Annotated in this window: 13 protein-coding genes; 8 read left to right on the top strand and 5 right to left on the bottom strand. The window is 55.2% G+C overall.

From position 1 onward, the window contains the following. The first annotated feature begins 60 nt into the window (after nt 1–60). Both ACXI0A_RS10925 and ACXI0A_RS10920 read left to right on the top strand, forming a co-directional pair. Entirely contained in the window at nt 61–678 is a 618-nt protein-coding gene (locus ACXI0A_RS10925; protein ID WP_320442520.1) for a TetR/AcrR family transcriptional regulator, read from the top strand. 154 nt (nt 679–832) lie between these two features. Further along, on the top strand, nt 833–1,072 hold the full coding sequence (locus tag ACXI0A_RS10920) for a biofilm development regulator YmgB/AriR family protein (RefSeq protein ID WP_224928640.1): 240 nt from the start codon (nt 833–835) through the stop codon (nt 1,070–1,072). Between the two features lie 350 nt (nt 1,073–1,422). On the opposite strand, the gene ACXI0A_RS10915 is transcribed toward ACXI0A_RS10920, so the two are convergent. After that, nucleotides 1,423–1,740: a hypothetical protein gene (locus tag ACXI0A_RS10915; protein ID WP_476148905.1), complete on the bottom strand. Its 318-nt coding sequence runs from the start codon at nt 1,738–1,740 to the stop codon at nt 1,423–1,425. A gap of 556 nt (nt 1,741–2,296) precedes the next feature. Between ACXI0A_RS10915 and ACXI0A_RS10910 the strand changes: the two genes are divergently transcribed. Beyond that, complete coding sequence (locus ACXI0A_RS10910) at nt 2,297–2,551, top strand: biofilm development regulator YmgB/AriR family protein (protein WP_224928645.1); 255 nt, start codon at nt 2,297–2,299, stop codon at nt 2,549–2,551. Nucleotides 2,552–2,864: 313 nt separating this feature from the next. Further along, nucleotides 2,865–4,988: a TonB-dependent receptor PqqU gene (pqqU, locus tag ACXI0A_RS10905; RefSeq protein WP_476148907.1), complete on the top strand. Its 2,124-nt coding sequence runs from the start codon at nt 2,865–2,867 to the stop codon at nt 4,986–4,988. A gap of 113 nt (nt 4,989–5,101) precedes the next feature. On the opposite strand, the gene ACXI0A_RS10900 is transcribed toward pqqU, so the two are convergent. From ACXI0A_RS10900 to ACXI0A_RS10890, 3 genes are all read right to left on the bottom strand, one after another. Further along, the gene (locus ACXI0A_RS10900; RefSeq protein ID WP_476148909.1) at nt 5,102–5,656 is read right to left on the bottom strand and encodes an isochorismatase family protein; all 555 of its coding nucleotides are present in this window, start codon (nt 5,654–5,656) and stop codon (nt 5,102–5,104) included. A gap of 17 nt (nt 5,657–5,673) precedes the next feature. Further along, nucleotides 5,674–6,099: a MarR family winged helix-turn-helix transcriptional regulator gene (locus tag ACXI0A_RS10895; protein ID WP_224928654.1), complete on the bottom strand. Its 426-nt coding sequence runs from the start codon at nt 6,097–6,099 to the stop codon at nt 5,674–5,676. An 88-nt stretch (nt 6,100–6,187) separates the two neighbouring features. Beyond that, nucleotides 6,188–6,733: a helix-turn-helix domain-containing protein gene (locus tag ACXI0A_RS10890; RefSeq protein ID WP_224928656.1), complete on the bottom strand. Its 546-nt coding sequence runs from the start codon at nt 6,731–6,733 to the stop codon at nt 6,188–6,190. A gap of 97 nt (nt 6,734–6,830) precedes the next feature. Here ACXI0A_RS10890 and ACXI0A_RS10885 point away from each other — a divergent pair, with 97 nt between their 5' ends. The 4 genes from ACXI0A_RS10885 to ACXI0A_RS10870 all read left to right on the top strand — a co-directional run bounded on the left by ACXI0A_RS10885 (nt 6,831) and on the right by ACXI0A_RS10870 (nt 14,847). Continuing rightward, nucleotides 6,831–8,009 carry a benzoate/H(+) symporter BenE family transporter gene (locus ACXI0A_RS10885; RefSeq protein ID WP_476148912.1) on the top strand — a complete coding sequence of 393 codons (1,179 nt, stop codon included), beginning with the start codon at nt 6,831–6,833 and terminating at the stop codon, nt 8,007–8,009. A gap of 153 nt (nt 8,010–8,162) precedes the next feature. Next, a complete protein-coding gene (locus ACXI0A_RS10880; RefSeq protein ID WP_476148913.1) occupies nt 8,163–9,506 on the top strand; it encodes an SrfA family protein in 1,344 nt (447 codons plus the stop codon). Between the two features lie 2 nt (nt 9,507–9,508). Next, nucleotides 9,509–12,481 carry a virulence factor SrfB gene (locus ACXI0A_RS10875; protein ID WP_476148915.1) on the top strand — a complete coding sequence of 991 codons (2,973 nt, stop codon included), beginning with the start codon at nt 9,509–9,511 and terminating at the stop codon, nt 12,479–12,481. Then, nucleotides 12,478–14,847, top strand: coding sequence for a virulence factor SrfC family protein (locus ACXI0A_RS10870; protein WP_476148917.1), 2,370 nt, complete (start codon nt 12,478–12,480; stop codon nt 14,845–14,847). The genes ACXI0A_RS10875 and ACXI0A_RS10870 overlap by 4 nt, the downstream gene beginning before the upstream one ends. On the opposite strand, the gene ACXI0A_RS10865 is transcribed toward ACXI0A_RS10870, so the two are convergent. Continuing rightward, nucleotides 14,848–15,114: a barstar family protein gene (locus ACXI0A_RS10865; RefSeq protein WP_224928671.1), complete on the bottom strand. Its 267-nt coding sequence runs from the start codon at nt 15,112–15,114 to the stop codon at nt 14,848–14,850. It abuts the gene before it with no gap.

The raw sequence follows: 15,114 nt of genomic DNA, 5'->3' as shown, positions 1-15,114 counted from the left end.
ATTATTTTTAGGCGTTCACTTATAATCAATTGGAAATATTCACACTATAAATCATTACTTATGGCATCAGATATTCAAACCACAAAAGTGACACGCGAGCGTGGCAGGCCAAGAGTCTTTGTTATGGATGAAGTCCTGGATAAGGCAATGATTGTCTTCCGGAAAAAAGGATATCACGCATCATCCATCGCTGACCTTGGCGAAGCCATGGGCCTGACAGCGGGAAGCATATACAAGGCTTTTATCGATAAACGTACGCTGTTTCTGCGCGTTTTTGAACGCTACATTGCCATACGCAATGCGGACTTGCGTCAACGCCTGCAGCATTTTCCGAATGGCAGAGCGCGCATCGAAGAGTTGCTCCAGTTCTATCTGGATTCCGCTGTTGAGATTGAAGGCCGCAGAGGATGCCTGGTGGTCGGAAGCACCGTTGAACTTCAGACGCTCGATGAAGAGTTGTCCGAGCTTGTTCGGCAGGCCGTGATGCGCAACCAAAATTTTCTGATTTCGCTTGTCGCGGATGGCCAAAAAGATGGCTCTATTTCATCTCATGTTGATGCTGAAACAGCAGCAGGTCTACTATTGTGCGTGGCATTTGGCATGCGCGTGGTGGGTAAAGTACAAGATGTGACTAACGGAAAAAAAACCATTAGTATGGTCATGAAGGTTTTGGATTAATTCATTTGCCCTATTAGGAAATATGCATTTCCTAATTAAGCCGGGTTATTCACCCTGATGGATTGTTGTCGAACAGGCTTAAGCGAGCCGTAAATGGCAAGACATGCGCAGCCCGATGTTTTTAACTTTTGCGATTAGCCTTAGGGAAATTAATATGTGCACCAATGATGCAGCAGATCCACAAAAGCCTTTTACCGAGGATGAAGCAGAAAATCGTTCAGAAATTTCTGAAGAGGAAGCGCTGGGAAAACTCGTGGCCGAAATTTTAAGCTCAGGTAAAACGTTGAGCAGAAAAACGCTTTGCTTTGAGTTATTGAAGCAACTTGACGTCTGCGAAGAGGCATCTGCAAAACAACACTATGCAAATATATTCAAGAAATTACTCTCCTGTTAAGGACAGCACGAATAAGCCAACCGCTGGATGACTGTTTTTCATTTGCCCAGAAAATAGACATTTTCTGCACGCTGGTTTCCGGTGTTTTCACAGGGAACATAACAATGCGATTTTACGCTTCGGTTATATTGCCGCGTAGATGCCAGGTTATTAGCAAACTGAATGATTTCACCTAAACACCCAGACATTGAAGTCACACTGACTCTCATCGGCGTTGAGGGTAATCCACTGTTATGCCACTACCCTCTCTATTTAAAATGCGATGCTCGCTTTGATATTCAACCTGTCACCTGATACGGCCCCCGACCAGAGAGCCAGAATGCTGGCAAACGCATAGGGCAATAAACCCGCTACGCTTTGGGATTAAATCGCCCTCTTCCATGAATCAAAGTACTACGCCTGCTTTTTATACGGAACCGGGCATGATTAATAACGGTTCTCCAAAGCGGATCTGCGGTACTGCTTTGGAAACTTTCGAGTTTATTGAGAAGCTCCGTCCACTTAACCACCTGATAATCCTTATCTTTACCTAATGAATCTTTCATGTCTTGTATGATCTTATCGACACCTTCTTTTGCGTGCTTCAGGCTAACGCCTGACTGGTGCTCAGCTGCGTGCTTTTTTATCAGGCGTGCAAAAACATCAACATCAATTTCATATGCGTCCAAGCGCACCTCTACATTGTAAGAAACTGCATATATCAATAGTGGGTTCCAGTGATTAAGAAAGCGAAGCGGAATAACCAAACTTAAGATGCATATTAAATATATTTATTAGCCTTACTGCAATTTACTCTCAGTCAGATGAAAACGCATGGGTGACTTTGAATAAAATTGTACGGAATTTGACTAATTTTTGCTTTGTTTTATTAATCTTAGATTCATACACTATTTTTGAACGACTTCACAGGAAAAACTTACGATCAGCACTCCAGGTATTCATAACTGTGAGTTTTATTTCATTTATTTTGAATGAATGAAAAGATATAAATAATATACATGTCAGACCACACGAATTGATCATTCGTTTATTGTACAACTTTTTAATATTTGTATAACTTTGATTGTCTGAGCAAGCCTTGTTGTGGATACCGAGTCGTGATGGCTAGAAAGATCGCTTCTCCTTTCAATATTGTGGTTTTAAAAGATAACCCAATCTTGCTGGATCCTGCAATAACGCTAACGGATACACATAACGTCTACCCATACTTTAAATGAGGCTTTTATGCAAGAATCGACTACCGCTGAGTCTCGACTACTCGACTATTTCCAGACGACTGGCGAGCAATATTTAAGCGAACGCGTGATTATTTCTGAAATCCGCCTGGAACTGCTGGCTAAAAAACACCGCATTACCAATAAGGATATCATTCTTGCACTGATATTAAGGCTTGAGTGCGAAAGTGACATTATTAAGCAGGATATTTACCGAAACGCACTGGAAATAGTTGTCCAGCGCACCCCGGATGACATTTCATAAACAAACATTTGAGTGGAACCCGCGTTGTGATGAGCAAGGATGCCTAATCAATGTATACAATGCACACCCCGCGGTTTAACTGCTTACATTCACCCTGCATATTTTCAGCCCAAAGATGCCCCAGATTCGTCCCCTCTCTCTGTCGATGCCATCAAATACGTTGTCTTATCCCCATTAAAAACAGGCCCAATGGCCGCATTTATTGAATAAATTCGCTGAAAATGTAATACCCTGTATCGCCAAAAAAGAATTATTCTATGCGCGATTAATGTTCCGCTTGGTTCATTCCACGTCTTTTATACGGTCTTTCATAATGAAAATTGCTTTACTGCGACAGGCACCGTTGCTGATGCTGCCTGCGTTATTCCCCCTGCAGCTGATGGCAGCGGATAATGCCAGCAATACCATGGTGGTCAGTGCCGCGCCTGCAGGCTCCGGTTTGTCTGAGCTGGATACCCCTGCGGCGGTGAGTGTGGTGTCCGGTGACGATATGCGTCATGCAGCACCACGCGTTAACCTCTCGGAAAACCTCGCCAGCGTGCCAGGCATGCAGATTCAGAATCGTCAGAACTATGCGCAGGATTTGCAAATTTCCGTGCGTGGATTTGGTTCGCGATCAACTTTCGGCCTGCGCGGTATCCGCATGTATGTTGACGGTATTCCCGCCACGATGCCGGATGGCCAGGGACAAACCTCAAATATCGACATTGGTTCGATTGACCACGTTGAAGTGCTGCGCGGCCCGTTTTCCGCGCTGTACGGTAACTCTTCAGGCGGCGTGATTAACGTTGAAACCCAAACCGGCCAGCAGCCTACCACGCTGGAAGCCAGCACCTGGTACGGCAGTTACGGCAGTTGGCGCAACAGCGTCAAAGCCAGCGGCGCCACCGGTGATGGCACCCAGGCGGGCGATGTGAATTACACCGTTTCGGCCTCGCGCTTTACCACGCATGGCTACCGCGACCACAGCTCGGCACAGAAAAATCTCGGGAACGCCAAACTCGGCGTGCGTATTGACGATGTCAGCACCCTGACGCTGCTGTTTAACAGTGTTCACGTGGATGCACAGGATCCCGGTGGTTTAACCGAAGCGCAGTGGAAAGAGAACCCGCGTCAGGTCGCCAGCAACGTGACGCTGTATAACGCGCGTAAAACCGTCGACCAAACCCAGGCTGGCCTGCATTATCAGCGCCAGATGAGTGAAAACGACGATCTTAGCGTGATGATGTACGCCGGTGAGCGTGAAACCACGCAGTATCAATCGATTCCGATGGCTACTCAGCAGAAAGCGGGCTATCCCGGCGGTGTGATCTCGCTGGCGCGTCACTATCAGGGAATTGATACCCGCTGGACGCATCGCGATACCATGTTCACCCTTCCCGTGACGCTGACCGCCGGTCTCGACTATGAAACCATGACCGAAAAGCGTAAAGGCTATCAGAACTTCACCACCAGCAACGGCGCGACGGACTACGGCGTACAGGGCGATATGCGTCGCAATGAGCGCAACCTGATGTGGAACCTCGATCCTTACCTGCAAACGGCGTGGCAGTTCACGGATAAGTGGTCACTGGATGCCGGTGTGCGTTTAAGCACGGTGAATTTCGACTCCAACGATTTTTACGTCACCTCAAGCGACCCGGACGACAGCGGCAATCGCCGTTATCACCGCTGGCTGCCTGCCGCATCGTTGAAGTATGCGATTGATAATAGCTGGAACGCTTATGTGTCAGCCGGCCGCGGCTTTGAAACGCCAACGCTGAATGAACTCTCATACCGTTCAGCCGATCAAGCTGGCCTTAACCTCAATCTCAAGCCGGCGACCAGCGATACGGTTGAACTGGGCACCAAAAAGCGTATCGGTAACGGTTTAATTACCGCCGCCGTGTTCCAGACCGATACTAAAAACGAGATCGTCTCTGACAGCAGCTATGAAGGCCGCACCAGCTATAAAAATGCCGGTGAAACGCGTCGTCGCGGGCTGGAACTGGGGCTGGATCAAGAGTTTGGCTATAACTGGCGTCTGAAAGCCGCGTGGACCCTGCTGGATGCGCGCTATCGCTCCAACACCTGCGGTACTGACAGCTGTGACGGCAACCGTATTCCGGGTATTGCACGCAATATGGCCTATGCCGGATTAACCTATGCACCGGATCAGGGCTGGTATGCGGGCGGAGATGTGCGCTACATGAGCGACATTGCCGCTGACGATGAAAATGATGTCAAAGCACCGTCCTATACCGTTTTCGGCCTGAATTCTGGCTATAAGTGGCTGGTGCAGAACTGGACGCTGGATCTGTTTGGTCGCGTGGATAACCTGTTCGACCGTACCTATGTGGGATCGGTGATCGTCAATGAAAGCAACGGTCGTTATTACGAACCGGCGCCAGGACGGAACTACAGCGTAGGTCTGACGGTAAGCTATGCGTTTCAGTAACTGACATCGCGCCTCATAAAAAGCCCTGCAACCTTATTCGGATTGCAGGGCTTTTTTTTCGATGCCATTTTGCCACTGCGAGCACGACTAGTGCGCGCGCGTGGCAGTGAAGATTATTTCAGCAGTGCCAGCACATCAGCGGTTGAGCCGGTTTCGCCCAGACGCGGGAAGATGCGCTCGACGCTGTTTTGGTGAGTATCAGCATTCAGGCAGGTCATTGCATCCGTCGCCAGCGTGACGTTGTAACCTAACTCATAGGCCTGACGTGCAGTAGATTCCACGCCAATGCTGGTGGCGATACCACAGACAACCACCTGAGTAATGCCACGCTGCTGCAGCTGCTCATGCAAATCCGTGTTGTGGAAACCACCCCAGGTTTTTTTGGTCACGGCAATTTCACCGGCCTTCAACGCCATTTCTGGCACCAGTACGGCCCAGTCGGCTGGCAGTTCGCCACTGTGGCGCGCCTGCTCGTTACGACCTGGTGCACCACCCGCCACATTCACTTTCACTACCGGCAGGTTTTTGCCATGAAACGCCTCAACCAGCTGTGCACAACGCTCAATCACAACATTAGCTGACAGGGGCGCAACAGGGAGACGGACAATGCCGTGCTGCAGATCAATCACAATCAGGGCGGTTTTTGCGTCTAAGGTTGTTAAAGCCATGGGAATTCCTCTCAGGATTATTGGTCGGCAATACGTTGCAGTAAGGGAATAGCGGCCAGTAACGTTTTCTGTTCATCACGATTAAGTGTGGTTGCTATGCTCTGTAGCAGCCAGTCATCACGCTGTGCACGATTGGCGGCGATCAGCGTCAGGCAACTTTCGGTCGGCAGATAACGGGTTTTACGACCGTCCAGCGGATCGGCTTCACCTTTAACTAACCCCTGCGCCTGTAAGCTGGCAACGGTGGCGCCCATTGACTGGCTGCGCACGCCTTCCAACCCGGCCAGTTCCGTCACTGTCATCGCGCCATCCCGCACCAGATAACCCAACACGGAAACCTGAGGCCAGGTAAGATCGCCCGGTGGGGCCGATTCGCGTAGCCGCCGCGCCAGTTTGCCATTCACGCTGCGTAAGGTCGCAGCCGCGCTATTCAGGTCACTCATGGCACCTTCTCCTTACTGATGAAGCGCGAGTATATAAATACGAAGGCAAACTGTGTAGTTTACCTTCGTATCAATTTGTAATTGGCGCTCACGGTCGCTTGATGTAATGAATCAGACTGTGAAAACGCAGAGGCGTGCTGAGAGGATTGCGGTAACTGTGCGCGACGTCCGCCGCAAATTGATGTGCTTCGCCGTTTAGCAGGCGACGCCAGGTTCCTTCCACGCACAGCAGCAGTTCACCTTCCAGCACCACCACTTGCTCAATCACCCCATTTTCGTGTGCAGAAGAGTCGCTTTGTGCGCCCCCGGCCAGAGTGACCTCCAGCAGATCAAAGCGCAGTGCGGCGTCATAAGGCAGCAGCGGCTTCACCTGCATTTGCGCATTGGGTTGGCTAAAGGTTGCGGCGATACCCGGCGGTTGATCGCTACCCTGAACAAAGAACGAAAAAGGCACATTGAAACCGGTGGCGATTTTCCACAATGTCGCCACCGTCGGGCTCGATTCACCGCGTTCGATTTGGCCCAACATCGCTTTACTGACGCCGGTGCGATCCGCTGCCAGTGTCAGGCTCCAGCCGTTCGCCTGGCGCAATTGTTTTAACGCCTGACTCAAATGTTGATGCAGATTTTCCATGATATCTCCAGGCAAATTCGCGCGCAGTGTAGCACTTGTGCGTTATAACACACTCGTGCAATAGTGTGCGTTATAACGCACAGCAGGATGCATTCCGATGATCACCGCCACTTCGCGCAGCGCTTTCTCTTTCCCTATGCTGGTTTCCGGCTTTATCGCAGTGCTGGTGGGATACAGCAGCACTGCCGCATTGATTTTCCAGGCCGCTCAGGCCGCAGGCGCCTCGCCAGAACAGATCGGCGGCTGGCTGTCGATGCTCGGCATCGGCATGGGGCTCGCCTCTTTCGGCCTTTCGGTGTGGACGCGCATGCCCATTCTGGCCGCCTGGTCGACGCCGGGCGCGGCACTGTTGGCCACCAGCGTGCAGGGTCTGACCTTAAATGAAGTGGTCGGCGTTTTTGTGGCGACCAATGCGCTGATCGTATTGAGTGGCGTGACCGGACTGTTTGCCCGGTTGATGAACCACATTCCGCAATCTCTGGCAGCGGCGATGCTGGCGGGGATTTTACTGCGCTTCGGAATCGGCACCTTCACCGGTTTGCAGGGCAACTTCGCGCTGTGCGGCAGTATGTGTCTGGTGTGGTTGTTAAGCCGACGCTGGCTGCCACGTTATGCCATCATTCTGGCCCTGATCGCTGGCGTGCTGGTGGCGGTGGGTCAGCAGGCGATTCATTTCCCGCCGCATGCCCTGACGCTGAGCGTGCCGGAATTTATCATGCCGCAGTTCACGCTGGCATCGTTGATTGGCGTGGGATTGCCCTATTTCCTGGTCACCATGGCATCACAAAATGCGCCTGGCATTGCGACCTTACAGGCGCATGGTTACCAGCCTCCTGTCTCCGCCCTCACCGGCTGGACCGGTTTTATTGCGCTGATATTGTCTCCTTTCGGCGGCTTTTCGGTGTGCATAGCGGCCATTACCGCTGCCATTTGCATGGGAGATGACGTGGATGCCGATCCGAAACGACGCTGGATGGCCTCTGCGATTGCCGGCATTTTCTACCTGCTAACCGGCTTTACCGGCGCGCTGATTGCCATTCTGTTAAGTGCTTTGCCGCAGATACTGATCGCCACGCTGGCCGGGCTGGCGCTGCTGGCCACCCTTTCCGGCAGCCTGCAACGCGCACTCGTTGAACCCGAACACCGTGACAGCGCCATCATCGCTTTTCTGATCACCGCCAGTGGCATATCCCTGCTCGGCATTGGTTCTGCCTTCTGGGGATTGATCGGCGGCATGATCACCCATCTGGTGCTTAGCCGCCGCTCACGCGCTTAAAATTTCAGCAACCTACCCTTGCACGCGGGAAAAACACCCTGTTTTTCCCCCTTTATCAGCCGTTTGATTCCCCTGCATTTGGCTTAAGATCACCAGCATCGCCAAATACACACACTGTTTAGCTTCAGGCAACCACCGATAAGGGCCCTACGAGTGGCAAAAACTTTTCTGCGCAGCGGCAATCTGGATTCGGTACTGGCACTGGGTGAAAACGGCCAGCCGGTCTGGGCCTCCGCCCTGCAAATCCGTGAAACACTGCGTTTGCGCCGTCAGACGGCGCTGGCAAACTGCCTCGCCATTCCCCAGGCCAACGAGCGTGGTGACCGCCTCGACTGGTATGCGCCCTTTAACGGCAAAGTGAAATCCTGGCGCGGCGCCAGCGACCACGAACGGCAAAAAGCGCTGGAATTACTGACGCTCAATCAGCAGGATTTACTGGCTGCAAGTTTACGCGCGCGCGACGCTGAGAACCCGGCGATGCGCCTTTTTGGCGCCTTACTGAGCAAGACGCTGCAGTTCCCGGATCAGCAATATGTTTATCTGGTTGATGGCAAACCTGTCATCACCTTCTGGGGCTTTGTCGATCCACAGGCGCGCTCACGCGATGACGCGCTGGCCTGCCTGCGCGACAGCCTGGAAGAAGATTTACCGCCGTTGCTGCCAGAACCACCGGCTGCGGTTGTCGTAGCACCGATTATCGCGCCATTGATTGAAGTGCCTGCCGCTGCGGCTGCACCCGTGGTGGAAGAGCCCGTCGAGATCGTCCAGCCTGAACCCGAAGCGCCACAACCCGCGCCTGAACCTGAACCTCAAGTCGAGCAACCGCCTGTTCGCCGCCCTTCCGCATTGCGTCCATTGGCATTGCTGCTGCCGGTCGCCGCCGTAGCTGCGGCTGGCGTGGCGTTCTGGCTGCACAGTTCAGCGCCTGAAGCCACACCGGCAGCCCAGGTTGCCGATGCACCGGCTCCCGTTTTCACGCCACCGGCTGTGGTTGCGAAAGCTGAAAAACTGGCCGCGACGCTGCCGCAGAAAACCGCCACGGTCACCGCTGCGCCTGTGCCTGCCGCACCACCTGCGCCGCCAGAGGTGATTGCTGAACATACCGAACCGGCCAAAGCCGATGATCTGGTGATGACCACCGAAGATGCGCGTATTGGTTCCGTGAAGTTCATCAACGGCACCTGGCGCGTGGTATTGCGTCAGACTAATCTGCCAACCGGTAAGCCGCCGAGCCTCCGTTATCAGCTGCGCAACGGCAAAGGCATCGCCACCATTACCCAGGGCGATAACATTCGCTGTAAAGCCGATGTCACTGCCGCGATGACGGTGGATGGCACCATGGTGGTACGCAGCCGCTATACTGCGACCTGCAGCGACAAATCGCGCTACCGCATGCCGGAACTAGTGTGTAAAGCCGGTGATGGCATTGCCAGTTGCACTGCGCAGTACGGCGCAGATCAGGTCTTCCCGTTGACGATTAAGCGTGAGAGTAAGTAAACATGTTGGCTCCCCTCATCGATGACAAACAAAAAATCACGCTGATTGAAGATAGCGGTGTGCAGTTTCTCGATTTTGGCTTACGCCTGCCTGCCTTGCAGGCGCGCCGCCAGTTCGTTCGTCAAACCGCTAACGGCCCGCTGTTGCGGCTGAACGTTGACGGCAACAGCGGCAAATTCTTGCTCTATCCCGAAGACGGTGGCGCAGCGGAAGTGGTGCGTCCCGAGTCGGATATTGCGCTGGCAGATTCGTTGACGCTGCTGGCACATCAGTGGCTGCCACTGCCGGTGTTGCGCTGCACAAGCGGTCGCCGTTTTATCGGCGGGCCGGATAACTGGGCACGTCTGCATCTGGCACCGCTGGATCAGCCGGATGCCGCAGGTAATACCCATCGCATTACGCTGGCGTTTGATACCCGCATCGTGCCGGAACAGGACGGCGGCGAGCAGCACGGTCTGAGCAAAGCCGATGCGCAAAACGGCGTGAGCTTTGCTCTCGCGTGGCACAATTATGAACTGGGTGAGTTTCTTGACCACACCTGGGTGGATGGCTGGCTGCGCGAAACCTTCGCTCAGCAGGTTAATGCGCTGGAGTCACGCCGTGAGCAGGAGCTGAATCAGGCGCTGCGCGAATTTGAATACCAGGCGCATTATCTCAACCTGCTGGAGCTGTTGGGCGAGCAGTTGGATCTGGCTGAAATCTACATTCAGGCCACCTCGCTGCAAACCCCGGCGGTGAATGTCGATATCATCCTCGACGTTGGCAACTCGCACACCTGCGGCATTCTGGTAGAAGACCACGCTGAAGAGAGCAACGGTCTGCGCCAGACTTACGAACTGCAACTGCGCGACCTCTCCGAACCGCATCAGGTGTATAACGAGCTGTTTGACAGCCGTCTCGAATTCGCAGAAACCCGTTTTGGTAAAGCTAACTTCTCACTGGAGAGCGGCCGCGAAAACGCCTTTATGTGGCCTTCGCTGACGCGCGTCGGTCGTGAAGCCAGCCGCCTGGCGCTGCTGCGCGCGGGCACCGAAGGCAGCACCGGGCTCTCCAGTCCGCGCCGCTATCTGTGGGATGAAGCGCGTTATCAGCCAGGCTGGCGCTTCAATGCCAACGGCAGCAGTGATGAACCGCAGGCGACCGCGCTGCCCTTCACTTTACTGCTGAATGATGAAGGCCAGCCGCTGCATGCGCTGGCAGAAGACGATCGCCTGCCGGTGTTTTCGGCCAGCTACAGCCGCAGTTCGCTAATGACCTTTATGCTGTGTGAGCTGCTGGCTCAGGCGATGATGCAGATGAACAGCGTGGCACAGCGTCAGCGCATGCCGCAAAGCCAGGCACCGCGTCAGCTGCGCCACGTGATCCTGACGTTACCTTCCGCCATGCCGAAGCCGGAGCGCGAGATTTTCCGTCGTCGCATGCAGGAAGCCATCGCGCTGGTGTGGAAAGCTGAGGGCTGGCATCCCGCCGAAGACGATTTCAGCACCCAGAGCCAGGCAAAAAGCCTGCGGCCGGTGCCGGATGTACAGATGGAGTGGGATGAAGCCACCTGCGGCCAGATGGTGTGGCTGTTTAATGAAACTCAGGTGAACTTTGCCGGGCGTGCGGAAGATTTCTTCAGCAGCATGGCGCGCCCGGATCGTCCGCGCGAAGCTGACGAAGTGCCGGGCAAGAGCCTGCGCATCGCTTCTATTGATATCGGCGGCGGCACCACCGATCTGGCCATCACCCAATATCGCCTGGACGATGGCCAGGGCAACAACGTTAAAATCACCCCGCGCCTGCTGTTCCGTGAAGGCTTCAAAGTGGCGGGCGACGATATTCTGCTGGATGTGATTCAGCTGTGGATTCTGCCTGCGCTGCAACAGAGCCTGCAGAAGGCTGGTCTGACGCTGGCCGAACCGCTGATGAACAAACTGTTCGGTCACGACAGCCGCATGGATGGGCAAGCCACGCTGCGTCAGCAAGTCACCTTGCAGCTGTTTATCCCGCTGGCGCAGGCGGTGCTGGAACGTTATGAAAACTGGGATCCGCTCGACAGCCACAGCGAAATCAATGCGCTGTTCGGTGAGCTGGTGCCACAAAAACCGGCCAGCAGCGTGCTGGCGTTTGTCAACGGCGAGATTCAGCGCACGCTGGGCGGCGACAACCGCTTCGATCTGCTTGATGTGCCTTTGGTGGTCAGCATGGCGCAGCTGCACGGTGAATTCCTGCAGCATCGGATGGCCATCATCCCGGCCCTGCGCGCCATGTGCGAAGTGGTGTCACTCTATCAGTGTGATGTGTTGTTGCTGACGGGCCGTCCTTCGCGCTTCCCTGGCATTCAGGCATTGGTACGCCATCTGCAGCCGCTGCCGGGCAGTCGTATTCTGTCGCTGGAAGGCTATCACACCAGCGACTGGTATCCGTTTAACAAACAGGGTCGCATTGATAACCCGAAATCCACGGCCGCCGTGGGCGCGATGCTGTGTCTGCTGGCGCTCGATCTGCGTCTCAGCAGCTTCTGGTTCCGCGCCGGTGATTTCGAGCCTTACTCCACCATTCGCTATCTCGGCGTGCTGGATGAAACGGCCACACTGAGCGATGACAACCTGTGCTATAGCGAGATCGATCTCGATAAAGGGGATTTCGCGCTGGATCGTAAAAGCAGCTTCCGGATTCGCGGCAATGTCTGCCTCGGTTTCCGTCAGCTGGATAATGACCGCTGGCCAGCTTCACCGCTGTACAGTCTGAGCATCACCGATCCGAATCTGGCGCGTAAAGTCGCCGGCGAAAGCATCCTGCGTATTAAGCTGGCGGTGCAGCCGGGGCCGGACAACTTTGGTCCGGAGCGTCTGGTGCTGAGCGATGCCCGTATGGATGACGGCACCCGCGTGCCACTGGAGCAACTGAGTCTGAAACTGAATACGCTGTCTGCGACCGGCAATGCCAACGCGCAGTATTGGATTGACAGCGGGAGCGTCTGCAAACGATGAGAACTGCCAAAAGAGCCACCTCTGTTACGCCCGCCAAACGTCTGAGCCTGATGCAGGAGACGCTGGACGGCGCACTGAACTGGATTGAAACCCATCAGGCGCAGGCACCGCGTCTGGCACTGGAAGCCGACACCCTGCGGCTGCAACTGCGCCGCGCGCGCGTGGAAAGTCATGCGCTGGCGCGTCAACTGGCACGTCCGGTGACGCTGGCGATGTTTGGCCAGTCACAAGCGGGCAAAGCCTGGCTGTTGAGTGAAATGGTGGGTGATGCGCAGGGCCAGCTCATGGCGCGTCTGGGCGATAGAATCGTGAACCATTTCCAGAATATCAATCCCGGCAATCTCGATTTTGCCATTGCCACCCGCTTCAGCCATCAGCGTGAAACGCAGTCCAGCGCCTGGCCACTGGAGATGACGCTGCTCAATGACGTGGAGTTGATTCGCCTGGTGCTGGCCTGTGCCAAAACCGAATTGCAGCCAGACAGTGCTGTGATCGATGCCGCGCTACAGCGTTTACAGCGCCATCGTCAGGACGAGCCACAGCCGGGCCTCGACAGCGATGCGCTGATCACGTTATGGGCGTGGAGCCGCCGCCAGCATCGTCACGCAGAGGTGCTCGATCGCCACTTCTGGCCGCAGGCGGTGGAACTAGCCCCGTGGTTAAACGTCGATGACCGCATCCAGCTGTTTTCGCTGCTGTGGCCTAATCAGGTGGCGCTTAACGAACAGCTGCGTAATCTGATGCACCTACGCCATCAACTGCGTCAGGCGCCGCGCCTGCTTGCGCCGCTGAGCCTGTTAACCGATGACGCCTCGCTGCCTGCGGAAAAACTGATTAGCAACGATGCTGACTGGCAGGAAATGATTGAAGTCTGCCCGATTGTCGCCAATCGTGTCGGCAAACCGCAGCCTGTGCCGCTGGGCCTGCTGGCGTTGCTAACGCTGGAAATCACCGTTCCGCTGAATTCAACACCGCGTCAGGCGCTGTATGACGAAGCCGATATGCTGGAGCTGCCAGCGCCCGGCCAGCCTGCCGACGTGGGTCAGCAAGAAGATTTAGCCCAGCTGCGCAAACGTGATCCTCTGCGGGCAGCGCTGCTGGAGCAAAAACGTGCGCTGTTGCCGGGACTGTATGCCGCGCGTCAGGGCATCGATCTCATGCTGATCTGTACCGCCGCCAGCCAGCGTCAGGATACCGACATTGCGGTCAATGCACTGCGCGAATGGCACATCCATCAAACCGTAGCGGCCAGCGGCGAGAAGCCACGCCTGATTTGGGCAATCACGCCGCACGATGCGCGCTATCAGCAGCAGCAGATCAATGTTGATGAAGCCGTGCAGCGTCAGATTGGGCAGCCAGGACAAAGCTGGGGCTCGATGCTGGCGCTGGATCGCGCTGGCGTCGATCGCATGGGCAGCTGGTTGCAGGATGAAATGCAGCCGGAAGCACGTCGTGATCGTCTGGCCCAGCAGTTGAGCACCTTGCAGCAGAAGCTGGTCGAACGTTTGCAGCCGTGGACCGAATCCACTGCCACGCCAGAACAGGCGGCACGCAAGCAGGCGATTTCCGACACCTTGCTGAAGTGCTTGCAGCATCGCACCGGCCTGCACGGCGAACTGCTGGAGCGTTTACAGCCTTCGCGCGAAGCGGTGCGCCAGCTGTGGCTGAGCCAGAGCAGCGGCACTGTCGCGCAGCACAGTGCGAAGACCGCAGCCGCGGAGCAGAGCTATTTTGGCATTGGCTTTGAATTTGACCTGTTCAAAGATGAGCCGGTTGCGCCAGCTGAACCGCGTAACAGTGGTCAGCGCGATCAGCAGTTCCCGCAGCAGGTGTTTGCGCTGTGGCTTGAGCACCTGCGCCAGTTGCCGGAAAGCCGCAGTTTGCTGGCACTGCTGAACGTCGATAAACCCACCATGGAAATGCTGGTGGAAGAGCTGATTACCGCCAGCTTCCGTCTGAAGGTATTAAATAAGCTGCAAAGCGCACTTAACGAACCGGATGCTCAGGCCAGCGCACATGAAGCGCGGACCGATCGTCAGGTCTCGCGCGCGATGACGGTGTTGGGTGATTTTGTCGCCTGGCTCGGCTTCCTGCAGCGCCCGGAGAGCGAGCGCCCGGAGAGTCGTGTTAATCGCGGACAAACCATCTTTGCGCGTCCGCCTGCGCCCAGCGTCAGTTTCTCGCCGGGACAACGCTTAACCCGCTTGTCAGCCGCACCCGCCAATCATACTGCGTATTACATCTATGACTGGCTGGTGGGATTAAATTCGGTGATCGTGGAGAACAACGGTTATACCGGTGGCGGCGACCTGCCCGCCAATGCACGCCAGATGCTGGCTATTTTGCTGCTGCCGTTGCACGCGTAATCAGTCCTGAATCAGGCGCAGCTCGCCTCGAAGCTGCTGCGCCGCTTCTTCCATCAGCGCCAGCACCGGGGCAAATTCCGCCTCACTCGCCAGTGCGACATGATGTAAATGCAGCTCTGCGGGCAGTTGAATCCCGCCTGTCAGCCAATCCCACAGCGCATCCAGATTGCAGCCAAACGCCCCGCTGCAGCCGCTTTGTGCTACAAACTCACGGTAGAACGCCTGGCGATCGGCTAACTGCTGGAAATCAAAAGAGAGCGTCAACAT

The organism is Pantoea sp. C1E2, assembly GCF_056491465.1.
This window is presented reverse-complemented; position numbering and strand designations above follow the sequence as displayed.

Coding starts and splice junctions, on each gene's coding strand:
- ACXI0A_RS10925 (WP_320442520.1), top strand. CDS start 61: ATGGCATCAGATATTCAAACCACAAAAGTGACACGCGAGCGTGGCAGG.
- ACXI0A_RS10920 (WP_224928640.1), top strand. CDS start 833: ATGTGCACCAATGATGCAGCAGATCCACAAAAGCCTTTTACCGAGGAT.
- ACXI0A_RS10910 (WP_224928645.1), top strand. CDS start 2,297: ATGCAAGAATCGACTACCGCTGAGTCTCGACTACTCGACTATTTCCAG.
- pqqU (WP_476148907.1), top strand. CDS start 2,865: ATGAAAATTGCTTTACTGCGACAGGCACCGTTGCTGATGCTGCCTGCG.
- ACXI0A_RS10900 (WP_476148909.1), bottom strand. CDS start 5,656: ATGGCTTTAACAACCTTAGACGCAAAAACCGCCCTGATTGTGATTGAT.
- ACXI0A_RS10895 (WP_224928654.1), bottom strand. CDS start 6,099: ATGAGTGACCTGAATAGCGCGGCTGCGACCTTACGCAGCGTGAATGGC.
- ACXI0A_RS10890 (WP_224928656.1), bottom strand. CDS start 6,733: ATGGAAAATCTGCATCAACATTTGAGTCAGGCGTTAAAACAATTGCGC.
- ACXI0A_RS10885 (WP_476148912.1), top strand. CDS start 6,831: ATGATCACCGCCACTTCGCGCAGCGCTTTCTCTTTCCCTATGCTGGTT.
- ACXI0A_RS10875 (WP_476148915.1), top strand. CDS start 9,509: ATGTTGGCTCCCCTCATCGATGACAAACAAAAAATCACGCTGATTGAA.
- ACXI0A_RS10870 (WP_476148917.1), top strand. CDS start 12,478: ATGAGAACTGCCAAAAGAGCCACCTCTGTTACGCCCGCCAAACGTCTG.
- ACXI0A_RS10865 (WP_224928671.1), bottom strand. CDS start 15,114: ATGTTGACGCTCTCTTTTGATTTCCAGCAGTTAGCCGATCGCCAGGCG.